This window comes from Glaciihabitans sp. INWT7 (genome assembly GCF_014217685.1).
Lineage (GTDB): Bacteria > Actinomycetota > Actinomycetes > Actinomycetales > Microbacteriaceae > Lacisediminihabitans.
Genome location: NZ_CP043653.1, coordinates 1,675,183 through 1,690,756 on the forward strand (window position 1 = coordinate 1,675,183; position 15,574 = coordinate 1,690,756).

Genomic DNA, 15,574 nt, shown 5'->3' on the forward strand with positions numbered 1-15,574 from the left:
GTCGGACATGGAGGAACTCGTTCGTTGAAGGGTGGCTACTCGGGGCTGTCGAAAGACAGTGCGTCGTCGAAACGCACTCTCAGTGTAGGCAGGGCGACCCGCCCCGTTGCGCCGCCGGCTCGCTTGCGACGGGACGTCGCCGCCCGGATCACCTCCGCCCGAAGGCCGGACGCGACGGCAGCGCCCTCGCCGTAATCGAATCGCACGATGGCCCGGACACCGCCGTCCGCCGTCTCCACCGGACCGAGCACATCCACCCGGTCGATGCCCTGGATGGCGCCGACCGCGGCCTGCACCGTCTCCGGTGTTCCGGTGACGGTAGCCACCCGAACCGCGGGAGGGAAGCGGAGAGTGCGGCGGTCGGCAAGTTCGGACCGGAGGTAGTCCGCACGCCTCCAGGTGGCGAGGGCGGATGCCAGTGCCCCGCCGACCCCCACCAGCACCGTGGTCGCCCCCGGTGCCGCGAGGGCGATCGCGTTGGCCCACCAGCGGAGACAGTCCTCACCGACGCGGAGGCTCTCCCGCGCCACCATCCGCTCGCCATCGAGCAGGAGGACTGCCCGATAGCCGCCGGCGGCGATGGGTTCGGCTCCGCGGGTGGCGATGACGAGAGCAGGCTCGGCGTCGACCGAGAGGATCGGGCGGTCCCCGTCGGCGATGATGATCCGAACCCCGGGGAAAGCACGGCCGAGGTCCTCCGCGGTGCGTCCGGTACCCTGTCCGACCATCCGGAATGTCGTGCCCGCACAGTTCGCGCAGCTCCAGTCCGTGGCGAGTTTGCCGCACCAGGAGCACGAGGGCGTCGAGCGAGCGGTCTTGAGGCGCAGCGGACCCTCGCAGCGCTGGCAGCGGGCCGTATTCCCGCAGCTCGCACAGGCAAGGCGCGGCGCGTAACCGGGCCGGGCCACCTGCACGAGCACGGGTCCGTGTTCGAGGGCGGCGCGCGCTTCCCGCCACGCGGAGGAAGGGATGCGAGCCTGTGCCGCCAGGCGATCCTGGGACTGCTGCTGCGCCGTGGGAAGCACTTTCGGTGGAACCGGGCGAACGGCGGTGAGCTCATCGAGCCAGCCGACTTCGACAAGTCGCTCCACCTCCGTGCTGCGCGCGTGGGACAGGAAGAAGAGCGCGGAACCCTGCAATTCCTGGCGTACAAGGGCGATGTCTCGGGCATGCACGTAGGGACTCAGCGGCTCGTTGTGAAGCGGATCTCCCTCGTCCCAGATGGCCATCAGGCCGAGCCTGGCCGCCGGGGCATACAGCACGGAACGGTTGCCGACGATGGCGAGCGGCGTGTCACCGAGGCAGGCCAGCAGCGCGCGATAGCGATCGGGATTGGACTGCCGGGCATCCAGGTGCACGATCCGGTCCGCCGGCAGCACCGCGCGCAGAGCGGTCACCAATTGCTCCTGGTCCCGGTAGTCGGGCACGGCGAGGATCGCGGATCCGCCTGCCGCCAGTGCCCTCGTGGCGCTCGCGGCCATGGTGGTGGCCCAGTGGCCCACCCAACGCGGTGCGACGTCCCCCACCGTGCGCACTTCCACCACCCGGGGAACGGCGTCCACCGCGAGGCGTCCGCCCGTCGCGAGCGCCAGGTCGATCCGATCGGTATCGAAACCAGGCACCGGAAGGGGCACCACGGCATCGGCATCCGCATCATCGTGGGCATCCAGCAGCCACGCCTTCTCCACCCGCACCTGCCTCTTCGGCACGGCGAGCCTCACGATGTCGCTCGCATTCCCCGCGGCGCGGTCGGCGAGCCGCCGCGCGAGCATCCACACTTCGGGCGACAACACCCTCGCGGAGGAGACCACGTCCTCCAGCTCGCTCAGGGTGCCAGCGAAGTCCCCTGCCCCCGTCACCTCCACGATGAATCCGTCGGCGATGCGCCCGATCGAGCGGAGGGGAACCCGCACCCGAACGCCCGGCTGGGCATCCGCCACCATGGCGGCAGGGATGCTGTAGTCGAAGAGCCTGTCGAGCTGCGGCAGCGGGGAGTCGATGAGCACCCGCGCGACTCGCGGGGTCGTCGTGCCCGGCACCTCGTCCATGGCGAGGACGGTGCCCGCTTCTACAGGCCGGCCAGGCTGCGCAGAGCGTCGACCCGGTCCAGCTTCTCCCACGTGAATTCGGGCAGTTCGCGCCCGAAATGGCCGTAGGTCGAGGTGGCGGCGTAGATGGGACGCAGCAGGTCGAGGTCCCGGATGATCGCGGCCGGGCGCAGGTCGAAGACCTGGCGGATCGCCTCGATGATCGTGGCCTCGTCGACATGAGCCGTGCCGAACGATTCGACGTAGAGCCCCACCGGCGCGGCCTTGCCGATGGCGTAGGCGACCTGCACCTCGAGACGGTCGGCGAGGCCGGCGGCGACGAGGTTCTTCGCCACCCACCGCATGGCGTAGGCCGCCGAGCGGTCGACCTTAGAGGGGTCCTTGCCGCTGAAGGCTCCCCCGCCGTGCCTGCTCGCTCCCCCGTACGTGTCCACGATGATCTTGCGACCGGTGAGGCCGGCGTCGCCCTGCGGACCCCCGATCTCGAACCGACCGGTGGGATTGATCAGCACGCGAGCGTCCAGGCTGTCGAGTCCTACCCGCTCGAGTACCGGTCGGATGACGAGCTCCTCGATCTCCGCGCGCAACATCTCGGTGCTGACCTTCGGCGAGTGCTGCGTGGAGAGCACGACGGTCTCGACGGTGCGCGGCACGATTCCGTCGTACCCGACCGTCACCTGGGTCTTGCCGTCTGGGCGGAGGTAGTCGACCATGCCGGACTTGCGCACCTCGGCGAGACGCTCGGCGAGGCGGTGCGCGAGCCAGATGGGCACGGGCATGAGTTCTGGAGTCTCGGTGGTCGCGTAGCCGAACATGATGCCCTGGTCACCCGCGCCCTGCCGGTCGAGGTCGTCGATGCTCGACTCCTCGCGGCTCTCGAAGGCGTCATCGACGCCCTGCGCGATGTCGGGCGACTGGCCACCGATCGACACCGAGACTCCGCAGGACCTGCCGTCGAACCAGACATCGGACGAGTTGTAGCCGATATTCCAGATGCGGTCGCGCACGATCGAGGGGATGTCGACGTAACCGGAGGTGGTGACCTCGCCGGCGACGTGCACGAGGCCGGTGGTCACGAGGGTCTCGACCGCGACGCGGCTGTTCGGATCCACTGTGAGCAAGGCGTCGAGGATGCTGTCCGAGATCTGGTCGCAGATCTTGTCGGGGTGGCCCTCCGTCACCGACTCGGAGGTGAACAGGCGGAGTGGCGTTGTGGATGCGGCGCTCATGGTGTTCCCAGCGTGGAGGTCGTTCGGGGGGCGAATGGCGGTCTCGGGCCGGGATCAGGCGAAGCGCGCGACCACGGCATCGAGGATGCGATCGGCCACCGTCTGCTTGCTCCCGGTGGCCTCCATCACTATATCTCCGAGCCTGTCGAGAACGATTACCGTGTTGCCGTCAGTGCCGAAACCCTCGGTCCAACCGACCCTGTTGAGGACGAGAAGGTCGCTGCCCTTCCTCGCGATCTTCGCCCGGCCGAGCGCGACCAGCGCATCGCGGTCCTGCTCGGTCTCCGCCGCGAAACCGACAATGACCTGGCCGGCGCCCCGGTTCTCGGCGAGCCCGGCGAGGACGTCGGGATTCTTCACCAACTGGAGCGTGAGCCGGTCACCAGCGATCTCCTTCTTGATCTTCGCGTCGGCCACGGATTCGGGACGATAGTCCGCCACCGCTGCGGCCATGATCACCACGTCGGCCTCCGGAGCGGCATCCTGCATCGCCGTCGCGAGCTCCAACGTCGAACCGACGTGCACCACCCGCATGGACGCGGGCGTGTCCACCTCGAGGTTCGCTCCGACGAGAGTCACTTCCGCACCGCGCGCGGCGGCGGCGAGGGCGAGGGCGACTCCCTGTTTCCCGCTCGACCGGTTGCCAAGGTAGCGCACGGGGTCGAGCGCCTCACGGGTTCCTCCCGCCGAGACGAGGATGCGCCGGCCCACGAGATCCTTCGGCTCCAACACCGCGAGGGCCGCCCGCACGATCTCGTCGGGCTCCTCGAGGCGACCGGGGCCGGAGTCGGCGCCGGTGAGTTGCCCGACGGCGGGGCCGACGACGGTCACACCGCGAGAGCGGAGCACAGCGATGTTGTGCACCGTCGCCGGATGCTGCCACATCTCGGTGTGCATCGCCGGAGCGATGACCACGGGTGCGCGACTCGCGAGCACCGTGTTTCCGAGAAGATCGTCGGCGAGACCCGAGGCGAGTTTCGCGATGGTGTTCGCGGTTGCCGGAGCGATCACGATGAGCTCGGCAGCCTGCCCGATCGCCACGTGTCGCACCTCGGCGACACCCTCGTAGAGATCGGTGTGCACGATGTTGCGGCTGATGGCCTCGAGCGTCGGCTTCCCGACGAAGCGCAGTGCCGCCTCCGTCGCGACGACGTGCACATCATGGCCGAGGAGCACCAGCCCACGAATCACGTTCACGGCCTTATAGGCCGCAATGCCACCGGTGACACCGACGACGATATTCACCTGGCCACCCCTCCGACGGGTTCGAGCACCAGAAGAGACTGCGGAAGCTACTCGACGGGCTCGGCGAGGGCCTTGACGACGAGCTTGTCCTCGTTGATCTCATGCATCGCGACGGAGAGGGGCTTGTCGTCGATGGTGGAGTCGACCAGCGGTCCGACGTTGTCGAACAGGCTGCCTTCGTGGAGGTCGGCGTAGTAGTCGTTGATCTGGCGAGCACGCTTGGAAGCGAAGATCACCAGTGCATACTTCGAGTCGACCTTCGACAGCAGTTCGTCGATGGGCGGATCGATGATGCCTTTGGCGCGTTCAACCATGCGTAAAACTCCTGTTGTTTTTGGGGATTGCCATCAAGTCTACGACTTCGCGGGCGGCGGCGCTCACTTCGGAGTTGACGACCCGGTGATCGAACTCGTCCTGGGCGGCCAATTCGATCTTCGCGGTCTCGAGTCGACGCTGCTGTTCCGCCGAGTCCTCCGTGCCCCGGCCGATGAGGCGACGCACGAGTTCGTCCCAGGTGGGAGGCAGGAGGAAGACCAGCACGGCTTCTGGCATGACCTCTCGAACCGACCGCGCCCCCTGCAGGTCGATCTCGAGCAGCACGCTCTTTCCCGCGGCGAGGGCTTCGTCGATCGGCGCACGGGGGGTTCCGTAGCGGAAGGCGTTGTGCACGGTGGCCGTCTCGAGCATCTGGCCCGTCTCGATGAGCCGGTCGAAGTCGGCATCGCTCACGAAGTAGTAGTTGACGCCGTGCACCTCGCCCGCGCGCGGCGCGCGGGTAGTCGCGGAGACCGAGAGGTGCACATCCGGGTAGTTCTCCCTGATGTAGGTGGAGACGGTGCCCTTACCAACGGCGGTCGGGCCGGCGAGAACCACGAGACGAGCGAGGTCCGGGCTGTCCCGGTGCTCGCGATGGGCGAGCCATTCCACGAGTTTGCGGCGCTGGCGTACGCCAAGTCCGCCAACCCGCTTCGACTCGGCGATCCCGAGTTGGTCCATGGCCTTCGCGGCACGGGTCGGGCCGAGAGTCGGGATGCTGGTCAGCAGTTCGCGCACGCGCAGGCTCGCCTCTGCGGTCGCCGAAGGATCCGCCCAGGCGGTCTCGACGACATCCACCGCACTGCGCACCCGGTCATGGACGGCGAGTTTGACGGATGCCCTGGCCCGCCGGGCGGCGACGGCGGCGTGCGCCGCCGCGACGCGGTCGACCTCGGGCGGAGCTACGCGCGGCACGCGAACACCTCCGCGGCCTGCACACGGATTGCTTCGGTGACGCCTGAAGGGCCGGCTTCGAGGATGCTGCGGGAGGCGCTCACGATCGTGACGGGGGCAGCGGCACCGTACAGCCGGGCGAGATCGCCGAACTGCGCACCCTGGTGACCGAATCCCGGTGCGAGCACCGGCGAGGATGGCATGGCGGCGATGGCGTCGAGGTCGAGATCGAACTCGGTGAAGTCGACTGTGGCGCCGAGCACGAGGCCGATCGAACCGACCACTCGCACCGGCGCGTCAACCACGGTCGTGCCCGTTCCCCCTGAAGAATTCCACTCACCCACCCCAGTGACGATACTGGACGCGACCGTCTGACCGGCATGCGATCCGGAAGAAATCCGGGCGGTCTGCAGGGAATGCGCCTCGGGATTGGAGGTCGCGGCGAGCACGAACACGCCCTTTCCCCGCTTCTCCGCGAGGGTCATCGGTGCTTCGATCGAGCCGAGGCCCATGTAGGCAGTGAGGGTGAGGGCATCCACTTCGAGTGGGCTTCCCTGCGAGAACCACGCCTGGCCGTAGGCCTCGACGCTCGTGCCGAGGTCACCGCGTTTCGCATCCGCGATCACCAGCAGTCCCGCTTCGCGGGCCGATTGCAGAATGCTCTCCAGCGCCGCAAATCCCGCCGAGCCGTGCCTCTCGAAGAACGCGACCTGGGGCTTGATGATGCCCACGGTGCCGGCGGCGGCCTCGACCACCCGCAGCCCGAACCGGCGGAGGCCGGCGGCATCATCTTCGAGTCCCCACCGTTCCAGAAGGTACGGGTGCGGATCGATCCCCACGCACAACTGCCCGTAGCGATCGAAGGCGTTGACGAGCCGGTCGCCGAAGGACGCTGCCGGCAGGTCAGACAAGGGCGGCCAGCCGCTCTGCCCGTTCGCTCGCGTAGTCCTGCAGGGACTTGACGTCGAACCCGTCGCGGATCGACTCGATCGACGCGACGGCCGCACCGAGCTGGGCGATCGTGGTGAAGAGCGGAAGGTCCGCGGCGACGGCGGCCGCGCGGATCTCGTAGCCGTCCACCCGGGCGCTCCGGCCGCTTGGCGTGTTGATCACGATGTCCACCTGCGACCGGTTGATCAGGTCGACGATCGAGGGCTCCCCCTCGATCGACACATCACCCTGGTCGTATTTGCGCACGACCCCCGCGGTGATGCCGTTTCGCGCCAGGATCTCTGCCGTGCCGATCGTCGCCAGGATGGTGAAGCCGAGCTGCTGGAGCCGCAGCACGGGCAGGATGATCGCACGCTTGTCGCGATCCGCGACCGAGACGAAGACGCTCCCGCTGGTCGGCAGCCCGCCGTAGGCCGCCTCCTGGCTCTTCGCGAAGGCCTTGGGAAAGTTGGAGTCGATGCCCATGACCTCTCCGGTCGAGCGCATCTCCGGGCCGAGCACCGAGTCGACGATGAGTCCCTCGGCAGTGCGGAACCGTTTGAACGGCAGCACGGCTTCCTTCACTGCCACGGGCGAGTCCATCGGAACGACCGAGCCATCGGCTGCGGGGAGCATGCCGGATTCGACCAGGGAGCGGATGCTCTGACCCACCATGATCAGCGAGGCCGCTTTCGCGATCGGCAGGCCGAGCGCCTTCGCGACGAAGGGGACCGTGCGACTGGCGCGCGGGTTCGCCTCGAGCACGTAGAGCACCCCGGCACCGATCGCGAACTGCACGTTGATGAGGCCGCGTACCCCGATGCCCCGGGCGATCGCGTGCGTCGCCTCGACCACTCGCTCGATCTGGTCCCGTCCGAGGGTGACCGGCGGCAGTGTGCAACTCGAGTCCCCCGAGTGGATGCCCGCCTCCTCGATATGCTCCATCACGCCGCCGACGTAGAGTTCCTCGCCGTCGTAGAGTGCGTCGATGTCGATCTCGACGGCGTCGTCGAGGAACCTGTCCACGAGTAGGGGGTGATCCGGGCCGACGATGCCCTGCCCCGCGACCCGTTCGAAGTAGTCGGCGAGCGAGGGGCTGTCGTAGACGATCTCCATGCCGCGCCCGCCCAGCACATACGAGGGCCGCACGAGCACCGGGTAGCCGATCTCCTCGGCGACGGTCACGGCGCCCCGGTAGTCGTAGGCCGTGCCGTTCCGGGGAGAGACGAGCCCCGCGGCATCCAGGATGCCCTGGAACAGGCCTCGCTCCTCCGCGAGGTCGATGGCTTCGGGGGTGGTTCCGAGGATCGTCACACCGTTGGCTTTGAGGCCCTTTGCGAGACCGAGTGCGGTCTGGCCGCCGAGCTGCACGACGACCCCGACGAGCTCGCCGCTCTGACTCTCGGCGTGGATCACTTCGAGCACGTCCTCGAGGGTGAGTGGCTCGAAGTAGAGCCGGTCGCTGGTGTCGTAGTCGGTCGAGACGGTCTCCGGGTTGCAATTGATCATGATCGTCTCGTAGCCGGCATCCGACAGCGCGAAGGAGGCGTGCACGCAGGAGTAGTCGAACTCGACACCCTGGCCGATGCGGTTGGGGCCTGATCCGAGAATGACGACCTTGCGGCGTCCGCTCGGCCGCACCTCGGTCTCCTGGTCATAGCTCGAGTAGTGGTACGGGGTGAGCGCGGGGAATTCTCCGGCGCAGGTATCCACGGTCTTGAAGACGGGGCGAACCCCGAAGGCGTGGCGGATGCTGCGCACCTCATCCTCGGTCATCCCGCGCAGTGCGGCGATCTGGATGTCGCTGAAGCCGTGGTCCTTCGCGAGACGGAGGAGCGACGCATCCAGAGCCCGGACGGAGCCGATCTCGCCTGCAATTTCCATCGCCACCTCATTGATGAGCACGATCTGGTCGATGAACCAGGGGTCGATCTTGGTCGACTCGAAGACCTCCTCGATCGACGCTCCGGCCCGCAGTGCCTGCTGCACCGTGACGATCCGACCGTCGGTCGGTACTGCCGCGATCGCCAGGAGGGCATCCTTGTCGCCGGGCTCGCCGTCCCAGTGGAAGCTGCTCCCACGCTTCTCGAGCGAGCGGAGGGCCTTCTGCAAGGCGGTCGAGTAGTTGCGCCCGATGGCCATGGCCTCGCCGACCGACTTCATGGTGGTGGTGAGGGTGGCATCCGCCGCCGGGAACTTCTCGAATGCGAACCGTGGCACCTTGACGACCACGTAGTCGAGGGTCGGCTCGAAGGAGGCCGGGGTCACCTTGGTGATGTCGTTGGGGATCTCGTCGAGCCGGTAGCCGATGGCGAGCTTGGCCGCGATCTTCGCGATCGGGAATCCGGTGGCCTTCGAGGCGAGGGCGCTCGAACGGGAGACCCGCGGGTTCATCTCGATCACGATGACACGCCCGTTGGCCGGGTCGATGGCGAACTGGATGTTGCATCCCCCCGTGTCGACGCCAACGGCCCGGATGATGTCGATGCCGATGTCGCGCAGGTTCTGGTACTCGCGGTCGGTGAGCGTGAGAGCCGGGGCGACGGTGATGGAGTCGCCGGTATGTACTCCGACCGGGTCGACGTTCTCGATCGAACAGACCACGACGGTGTTGTCGGCGGTATCCCGCATCAACTCGAGCTCGTATTCCTTCCAGCCGAGGATCGACTCCTCGAGCAGCACCTCGGTCGTCGGGCTCTGGTGCAGGCCGTCTCCGACGATACGCACGAGTTCGGCTTCGGTGTACGCGAAGCCGGAGCCGAGGCCGCCCATTGTGAAGGACGGTCGCACGACGAGCGGATAGCCGAGGTCCTTCGCGAACTCGATGGCCTCGTCGACCGTGTGGGCGATGTGCGAACGGGCGACGTCGGCGCCGCACTCCAGCACCAGCTGCTTGAAGATCTGACGATCCTCGCCCTTGTTGATGGCCTCGAAGTTCGCGCCGATCAACTCGACGTCGTATTTCTCGAGGATGCCGTGATGGTGGAGGTCGATGGCCGCGTTGAGCGCGGTCTGGCCGCCCAGGGTCGGCAGGATCGCATCCGGACGCTCCTTGGCGATGATCGTCTCGATGACCTGCCAGGTGATGGGCTCCACGTAGGTGGCGTCGGCGAAGTCGGGGTCGGTCATGATCGTGGCGGGGTTGGAGTTGATCAGGATGACCCGCACCCCCTCCTCGCGCAGCACCCGGCACGCCTGGGTGCCGGAGTAGTCGAACTCGCAGGCTTGGCCGATCACGATCGGGCCGGAGCCGATCACGAGCACCGAATTGATGTCGTCGCGCTTGGGCATTAGTTGCTCTCCGTCTGGTCGGTGGCGGGGCTGGAGGTCTCGTGCAGGTGGTCGACCACGAGATCACGGAACCGGTCGAAGAGGTAGTTGGCATCGTGCGGACCGGCCGCCGCCTCGGGGTGGTACTGCACCGAGAAGGCGGGGATGTCGAGGGCGTTGAGCCCCTCCACCACGTTGTCATTGAGGTTGACGTGACTCACCTCGACCCGGCCGAATCCGGCAGGGGACTCGAACGGCCCGTCGAGGGGCGCCTCGACGGCGAATCCGTGGTTGTGCGAGGTGATCTCGACCCGGCCGGTCGCCCGGTCGACGACGGGCTGGTTGATGCCGCGGTGGCCGAAGGGCAGCTTGTAGGTGCCGAGGCCGAGGGCTCGGCCGAGCAGCTGGTTGCCGAAGCAGATGCCGAAGAACGGCAGTCCCTCGCGAAGCACGGCCTGCAGCAGCGCGACATGGGCTTCGGATGCCGCGGGGTCGCCCGGTCCGTTGGAATAGAACACGGCATTGGGTTCAAGGGCGAGGAGCTCGTCGATCGTCACATCCTGGGGAAGCACGTGCACCTCGAGACCGCGGGCGGAGAGGTATCCCAGCGTCGCGTTCTTCACTCCGAGGTCGAGCACTGCGACCGACCCGATCCGCTCCCCCTCGGCGGGGATCGTGACCCGCTCGGTGACCGAGACCTGGGCGGAGAGGTTGAGACCGGACATCCCGGCGCCTCCACGCACGATCGCCAGCTGTTGTCCGGGATCGATCGTGGCATCCGGACCGGAGAAGATGCCGGACCGCATCGCACCGGAGTCGCGCAGGTGCAGGGTCGCGGCGCGGGTGTCGATTCCGCTGATGCCGACGATCCCCTCGGAGACGAGCTGGTCGTCGAGGCTCCCGTCGGCGCGGAAGTTCGAGACGATGCGAGAAGGGTCGCGAACGGCGAACCCGGCCACCCAGATGCGACGTGATTCCGGATCCTCGTCGTTCACCCCGGTGTTGCCGATGTGGGGGGCCGTCATGAGCACGATCTGCCCGGCGTAGGAGGGATCGGTGATCGTCTCCTGGTAGCCGGTCATGCCGGTGGCGAAGACCGCTTCGCCGAGGGTCGTACCGTGGGCACCATAGGCGTGTCCGTCGTAGCGGGTGCCATCTTCGAGAACGAGTACTGCGGGGTCGAAACGCTTCACGTGGCGTCGCCTTCCAGGGGAACGGGAGTGGGGAGCAGGGGGGTCACGACGTCGATGAGCGCGACGGCGTCCACCGGATCGGTGAGTCGGAGATAACTGTCCACCGGGGTCGTGCCGAGCGTCCAGGCGAGTCGAACGAGACCGCCCTTCTCGACGACACGGTCGATCGTGTAGGTGGCGCGGTCGACGCCGCGCAGGGCGGCTGTGGCGATGAAAGTCTCGGCCGTGCCGGCACGGGAGAGGATGATTCCCGAATCCGTCACCGTCACCGTGGCCCGAGCGCGGAATCCGAGGCCGGCGACGGCGACCCGGTTGAGTTCGTCGTCCGCCATGGTGGTGGCGACGTAGAACGCCTCTGCGCTGAACAGTTCTGTGCCGGGATCGGCGGGAACGGCATCCGGTCGGGGCAGGTGGGCTTGCCGCCTCTGCCTGCCGCGCCACCCGATCACCATGCCGGCGAGGGCGAGCACGATGACGGCGATGACGATCGCCGTGGAGGTCGTCCTATCCATTGCGGGCTCCCGCCTGGTCGAACGCGCGAGCCGCCGCGGCGACCGCCTCCGGATCGACCAGTTCGCCGTCGAGCACTGTGGCGTAGCCCCGGTGGATCGTGGTCACGACCCGTCCGGGAAGGCTCGTGGCGAGGAAGGGAGAATTGAGCCCCTTGCCCCGCAGCTGTGCCGTGTCGAAGACCCGGCTCACGCTCGGATCGTAGAGCGTGAAAGATGCCGGAGCGCCGACCGCGATTCCCCGCTCGTAGCCCTCGAGCTGTCCGATCGCCGCCGGGGTACGGGAGAAGACCCGGGCGACATCGGCCCAGTCGAGCAGCCCGGTGTCCACGACGGAGGCCTGCACCACGCTGAGGGCGGACTCGAGGCCGACCATCCCAAAGGCGGCTGCCTCCCACTCGCAGTCCTTCGCCTCGACCGGATGCGGCGCATGGTCGGTGGCGACGATGTCGATGGTGCCGTCGGCGAGTCCCTCGCGCACGGCGCGCACATCCTCGTCCCGGCGCAGCGGGGGGTTCACCTTGTAGCGCGAGTCGTAACTCGCCGCCAGCTGCTCGGTGAGTAGAAGGTGATGTGGTGTGACCTCGGCCGTCACGTCGATGCCGCGCGCCTTCGCCCAGCGCACGACCTCGACAGACCCGGCGGTGGACAGGTGGCACACGTGCAGGCGGGCTCCCACGTGCTGGGCGAGGAGCACGTCGCGGGCGATGATCGCCTCTTCGGCCACGGCCGGCCAACCGGCCAGCCCCAGTTCGCCGGAGAGTGTGCCCTCGTTCATCTGGGCACCCTCGGTGAGGCGGGGCTCCTGGGCGTGCTGGGCGATGACTCCGCCGAAGGTCTTCACATATTCGAGCGCACGCCGCATCAGCAGCGGATCGGAGACGCACTTGCCGTCGTCGGAGAACACCCGGACGCGGGCGCGGCTGTTCGCCATCGCCCCGATCTCGCTGAGCTGTTGGCCTTCCAGGCCGCGGGTGACGGCTCCGATCGGCCGCACCGTCACGTAGCCGTGGCGGTCACCGAGGGACATCACCTGCTCGACGACACCGGCCGTGTCGGCGACCGGTGAGGTGTTCGCCATGGCGTGCACCGCAGTGAATCCGCCGATCGCGGCCGCGCGCGAACCGCTCAGTACGGTCTCGCTCTGCTCGAACCCGGGCTCGCGCAGGTGGGTGTGCAGGTCGACGAGGCCGGGGAGGGCGATCAGGCCGGCGCCGTCGATGAGCCGATCCGCTGAGGCGAAGATCGCCCGGCCGAGCTCGGCGATGTGCCCGTCACGAACCAGGATGTCGGTGCTCGTGCCGTCCACGAGAGTCGCCGCCCTCACCAGGATGGTCTCGGTCATTGCTTTCCTCCCTCGCCGGACAGCGTGAGATAGAGCACGGCCATCCGGATAGACACCCCGTTGGCGACCTGTTCGAGCACTGTGGAGCGCGGCGAGTCGGCGGCGCCCGCCGAGATCTCCAGCCCCCGATTCATCGGTCCGGGATGCATCACCATCGTATCGGCGGCCAGCATGGCGAGCCGCGCGTCGTCGAGTCCCCAGATGCGCGAGTACTCCCTCGCGCTCGGGAAGTATGCGGCGTGCATCCGCTCGCCCTGGATGCGCAGCATCATCACCACGTCGGGCGACGATCGCAGAGCGAGGTCGAGGTCGTAGAGCACGGCCACCGGCCAGTTCTCGACTCCGATGGGCAGCAGGGTGGCCGGCGCGACGAAGGTGACGCTCGCCCCGAGGGTGGTCAGCAGCCAGGCATTGGAGCGCGCGACGCGCGAGTGGAGAATATCGCCCACGATCGTCACGCTCACCCCGTCGAGGGCGCGCCCTCGCGATGCGGCGCCGTGGAGCCGGCGGCGGATCGTGAACGCGTCGAGCAGCGCCTGGGTCGGATGCTCGTGGGTGCCGTCGCCGGCGTTGATCACCGGGGCGTCGATCCAGCCGGAGTCGGCGAGCACTCGCGGGGCCCCAGACGACCCATGGCGGATGACGACGGCATCGGCTCCGATCGCGGCGAGAGTCTGCGCGGTGTCCTTGAGGCTCTCCCCCTTCGACACGCTCGATCCCTTGGCGCTGAAGTTGATCACGTCGGCGGACAGGCGCTTCGCTGCGGCCTCGAACGAGATGCGGGTGCGGGTGGAATCCTCGAAGAAGAGGTTCACGACGGTCTTGCCGCGAAGGGCCGGGAGCTTGCGCACCTCGCGGTCCGCCACCTCCGCCATGTCCTCGGCGACATCGAGGATGGCAATCGCCTCGTCTCTGGAGAGGTCGCGGGTGCTCAGCAGGTGCTTCACGCGGTCGCCTCTTCGATGGAGACGAACTCGTCGCCATCGATCTCCTGCAGGTGCACGTTGATGCGCTCATTCTGGGAAGACGGCAGATTCTTGCCCACGAAATCGGGACGGATCGGCAGCTCGCGATGACCGCGATCGATGAGCGTCGCGAGCCTCACGATCGCCGGCCGACCGATGCCGCCGAGAGCGTCGAGTGCCGCGCGGATCGTGCGGCCGGAGTAGAGCACATCGTCGACGAGCACTACTGTCGTGCCGTCGATCCCGCCGGCCGGCACCTGGGTCGGCGAGGGGACGCGAGTGGGATTGCGACCGAGATCGTCGCGGAACATGGTGACATCGAGCGCCCCGGTCGGCACCGGCGTGCCGGAGATCTCGGCGAGGAGCCGGCCGATACGAGTGGCGAGCACCACTCCACGCGTCGGGATGCCCAGGATGACGAGGTTGTCCGGCCCCCGGTTGGACTCGAGGATCTCGTGCGAGATCCGAGTCAACGCCCGGGTGATGTCAGCGTGCTGCAGCACAGTGCGTGCGGGCAATCCGACCTCCTTCCCCGCCTCTCTGGACGGAATTTAAGGATGGCTATTGGTGACGACTATACCGCGCGTCGCGATCGCGGGCGAAACCGCGGACTCGGACGAGTGCGAGTGCGAGTCAGGCGCGGGTCTGGGCGATGCGACCGAGCAGCCCGTTCACGAAGCCGGCGGAGTCCTCGGTACTGAGCGACTTCGCCGCCTCGACGGCCTCGGAGATCGCCACGCTGTCGGGGATCTCGTCGTTGAAGAGCAGCTCCCAGATGCCGATGCGAACGATCGCGCGGTCGGTGACGGGCATCCGGTTGATGGTCCAGCCCTGCGCATAGGTCTCGATGAGCTCGTCGATCTCGTCGCCGTGCTCGCCGATCCCCTCGACGATGGTGCGGGCGTAGACCCAGGAGTTCCAGCGGTCGGGTTCGCTCTTCGCCCGGTCCGCCTCTAGCGCGATCGCCGCGTTCAGGGAGATCTCGCGCAGGTCGGCGCCGTACAACAGGTCGATCGCGCGCTTGCGTGCCTTGGTTCGAGCTCCCACTAGTTGACGCGACCGAGGTAGCTGCCGTCGCGGGTGTCGACCTTGACCTTCGTGCCCTGCTCGAGGAACAGCGGAACCTGGATCTGGTAGCCGGTCTCGACAGTGGCCGGCTTCGTGCCACCCGTGGAGCGGTCGCCCTGAAGGCCGGGCTCGGTATAGGTGATCTCGAGAGTGACCGATGCCGGCAGCTCGACGTAGAGCGGGTCGCCGTTGTGCAGCGCGATGGTCACGTTCTGGTTCTCGAGCATGAAGTTCGCGGCATCCCCCACCTGCGGAGCGGTGAGCGTGATCTGGTCGTAGTTGCCGACATCCATGAAGACGTAGTTCTCGCCGTCGGCGTAGAGGTACTGGAACTCCGAGCGGTCGACAGTCTCGGTCTCGATCTTCGCTCCCGCGTTGAACGTGCGGTCGACGACCTTGCCGCTCATGACGTTCTTCACCTTGGTGCGCACGAACGCGCCACCCTTGCCTGGCTTCACGTGCTGGAAGTCGATAACGGTCCAGAGCTGGCCGTCCATGTTGAGAACGACGCCGTTCCTGATGTCAGCGGTTGAGGCCATGACTGTAAATCCGTTCGATCTGGA

Annotated in this window: 14 protein-coding genes; all 14 read right to left on the reverse strand. The window is 67.6% G+C overall.

Annotated elements, in window-relative coordinates; genetic code table 11:
- Positions 1 to 35 precede the first annotated feature (35 nt).
- Positions 36 to 2,048 carry a primosomal protein N' gene (locus F1C58_RS08155; protein WP_185200656.1) on the reverse strand — a complete coding sequence of 671 codons (2,013 nt, stop codon included), beginning with the start codon at positions 2,046 to 2,048 and terminating at the stop codon, positions 36 to 38.
- Positions 2,049 to 2,068: 20 nt separating this feature from the next.
- Positions 2,069 to 3,277: a methionine adenosyltransferase gene (gene metK / locus F1C58_RS08160; protein ID WP_185200657.1), complete on the reverse strand. Its 1,209-nt coding sequence runs from the start codon at positions 3,275 to 3,277 to the stop codon at positions 2,069 to 2,071.
- A 54-nt stretch (positions 3,278 to 3,331) separates the two neighbouring features.
- The gene (gene coaBC, locus F1C58_RS08165; RefSeq protein WP_185200658.1) at positions 3,332 to 4,522 is read right to left on the reverse strand and encodes a bifunctional phosphopantothenoylcysteine decarboxylase/phosphopantothenate--cysteine ligase CoaBC; all 1,191 of its coding nucleotides are present in this window, start codon (positions 4,520 to 4,522) and stop codon (positions 3,332 to 3,334) included.
- Positions 4,523 to 4,569: 47 nt separating this feature from the next.
- Entirely contained in the window at positions 4,570 to 4,836 is a 267-nt protein-coding gene (rpoZ, locus tag F1C58_RS08170; RefSeq protein ID WP_185200659.1) for a DNA-directed RNA polymerase subunit omega, read from the reverse strand.
- Entirely contained in the window at positions 4,829 to 5,752 is a 924-nt protein-coding gene (gmk, locus tag F1C58_RS08175; RefSeq protein WP_185200660.1) for a guanylate kinase, read from the reverse strand. Before gmk ends, rpoZ begins: the two co-directional genes overlap by 8 nt.
- Positions 5,740 to 6,642: an orotidine-5'-phosphate decarboxylase gene (gene pyrF / locus F1C58_RS08180; protein ID WP_255461025.1), complete on the reverse strand. Its 903-nt coding sequence runs from the start codon at positions 6,640 to 6,642 to the stop codon at positions 5,740 to 5,742. The genes gmk and pyrF overlap by 13 nt, the downstream gene beginning before the upstream one ends.
- Complete coding sequence (gene carB, locus F1C58_RS08185; protein ID WP_185200661.1) at positions 6,635 to 9,952, reverse strand: carbamoyl-phosphate synthase large subunit; 3,318 nt, start codon at positions 9,950 to 9,952, stop codon at positions 6,635 to 6,637. Before carB ends, pyrF begins: the two co-directional genes overlap by 8 nt.
- Positions 9,952 to 11,124, reverse strand: a complete 1,173-nt coding sequence (carA, locus tag F1C58_RS08190) for a glutamine-hydrolyzing carbamoyl-phosphate synthase small subunit (protein ID WP_185200662.1) — start codon at positions 11,122 to 11,124, stop codon at positions 9,952 to 9,954. The genes carB and carA overlap by 1 nt, the downstream gene beginning before the upstream one ends.
- Entirely contained in the window at positions 11,121 to 11,636 is a 516-nt protein-coding gene (locus F1C58_RS08195; RefSeq protein WP_185200663.1) for a hypothetical protein, read from the reverse strand. Before F1C58_RS08195 ends, carA begins: the two co-directional genes overlap by 4 nt.
- Positions 11,629 to 12,978 carry a dihydroorotase gene (locus tag F1C58_RS08200; RefSeq protein ID WP_185200664.1) on the reverse strand — a complete coding sequence of 450 codons (1,350 nt, stop codon included), beginning with the start codon at positions 12,976 to 12,978 and terminating at the stop codon, positions 11,629 to 11,631. The genes F1C58_RS08195 and F1C58_RS08200 overlap by 8 nt, the downstream gene beginning before the upstream one ends.
- Positions 12,975 to 13,925 carry an aspartate carbamoyltransferase catalytic subunit gene (locus F1C58_RS08205; RefSeq protein WP_185200665.1) on the reverse strand — a complete coding sequence of 317 codons (951 nt, stop codon included), beginning with the start codon at positions 13,923 to 13,925 and terminating at the stop codon, positions 12,975 to 12,977. The genes F1C58_RS08200 and F1C58_RS08205 overlap by 4 nt, the downstream gene beginning before the upstream one ends.
- The gene (pyrR, locus tag F1C58_RS08210; protein ID WP_185200666.1) at positions 13,922 to 14,461 is read right to left on the reverse strand and encodes a bifunctional pyr operon transcriptional regulator/uracil phosphoribosyltransferase PyrR; all 540 of its coding nucleotides are present in this window, start codon (positions 14,459 to 14,461) and stop codon (positions 13,922 to 13,924) included. The genes F1C58_RS08205 and pyrR overlap by 4 nt, the downstream gene beginning before the upstream one ends.
- A gap of 115 nt (positions 14,462 to 14,576) precedes the next feature.
- Entirely contained in the window at positions 14,577 to 14,990 is a 414-nt protein-coding gene (gene nusB / locus F1C58_RS08215) for a transcription antitermination factor NusB (RefSeq protein ID WP_185200667.1), read from the reverse strand.
- Complete coding sequence (gene efp, locus F1C58_RS08220; RefSeq protein ID WP_185200668.1) at positions 14,990 to 15,550, reverse strand: elongation factor P; 561 nt, start codon at positions 15,548 to 15,550, stop codon at positions 14,990 to 14,992. Before efp ends, nusB begins: the two co-directional genes overlap by 1 nt.
- Positions 15,551 to 15,574: the final 24 nt, after the last annotated feature.

Bases quoted from the DNA above. Each gene is read 5' to 3' on its own strand.
- F1C58_RS08155 (WP_185200656.1), bottom strand. From the start codon at position 2,048: ATGGACGAGGTGCCGGGCACGACGACCCCGCGAGTCGCGCGGGTGCTC.
- metK (WP_185200657.1), bottom strand. From the start codon at position 3,277: ATGAGCGCCGCATCCACAACGCCACTCCGCCTGTTCACCTCCGAGTCG.
- rpoZ (WP_185200659.1), bottom strand. From the start codon at position 4,836: ATGGTTGAACGCGCCAAAGGCATCATCGATCCGCCCATCGACGAACTG.
- carB (WP_185200661.1), bottom strand. From the start codon at position 9,952: ATGCCCAAGCGCGACGACATCAATTCGGTGCTCGTGATCGGCTCCGGC.
- F1C58_RS08195 (WP_185200663.1), bottom strand. From the start codon at position 11,636: ATGGATAGGACGACCTCCACGGCGATCGTCATCGCCGTCATCGTGCTC.
- F1C58_RS08200 (WP_185200664.1), bottom strand. From the start codon at position 12,978: ATGACCGAGACCATCCTGGTGAGGGCGGCGACTCTCGTGGACGGCACG.
- efp (WP_185200668.1), bottom strand. From the start codon at position 15,550: ATGGCCTCAACCGCTGACATCAGGAACGGCGTCGTTCTCAACATGGAC.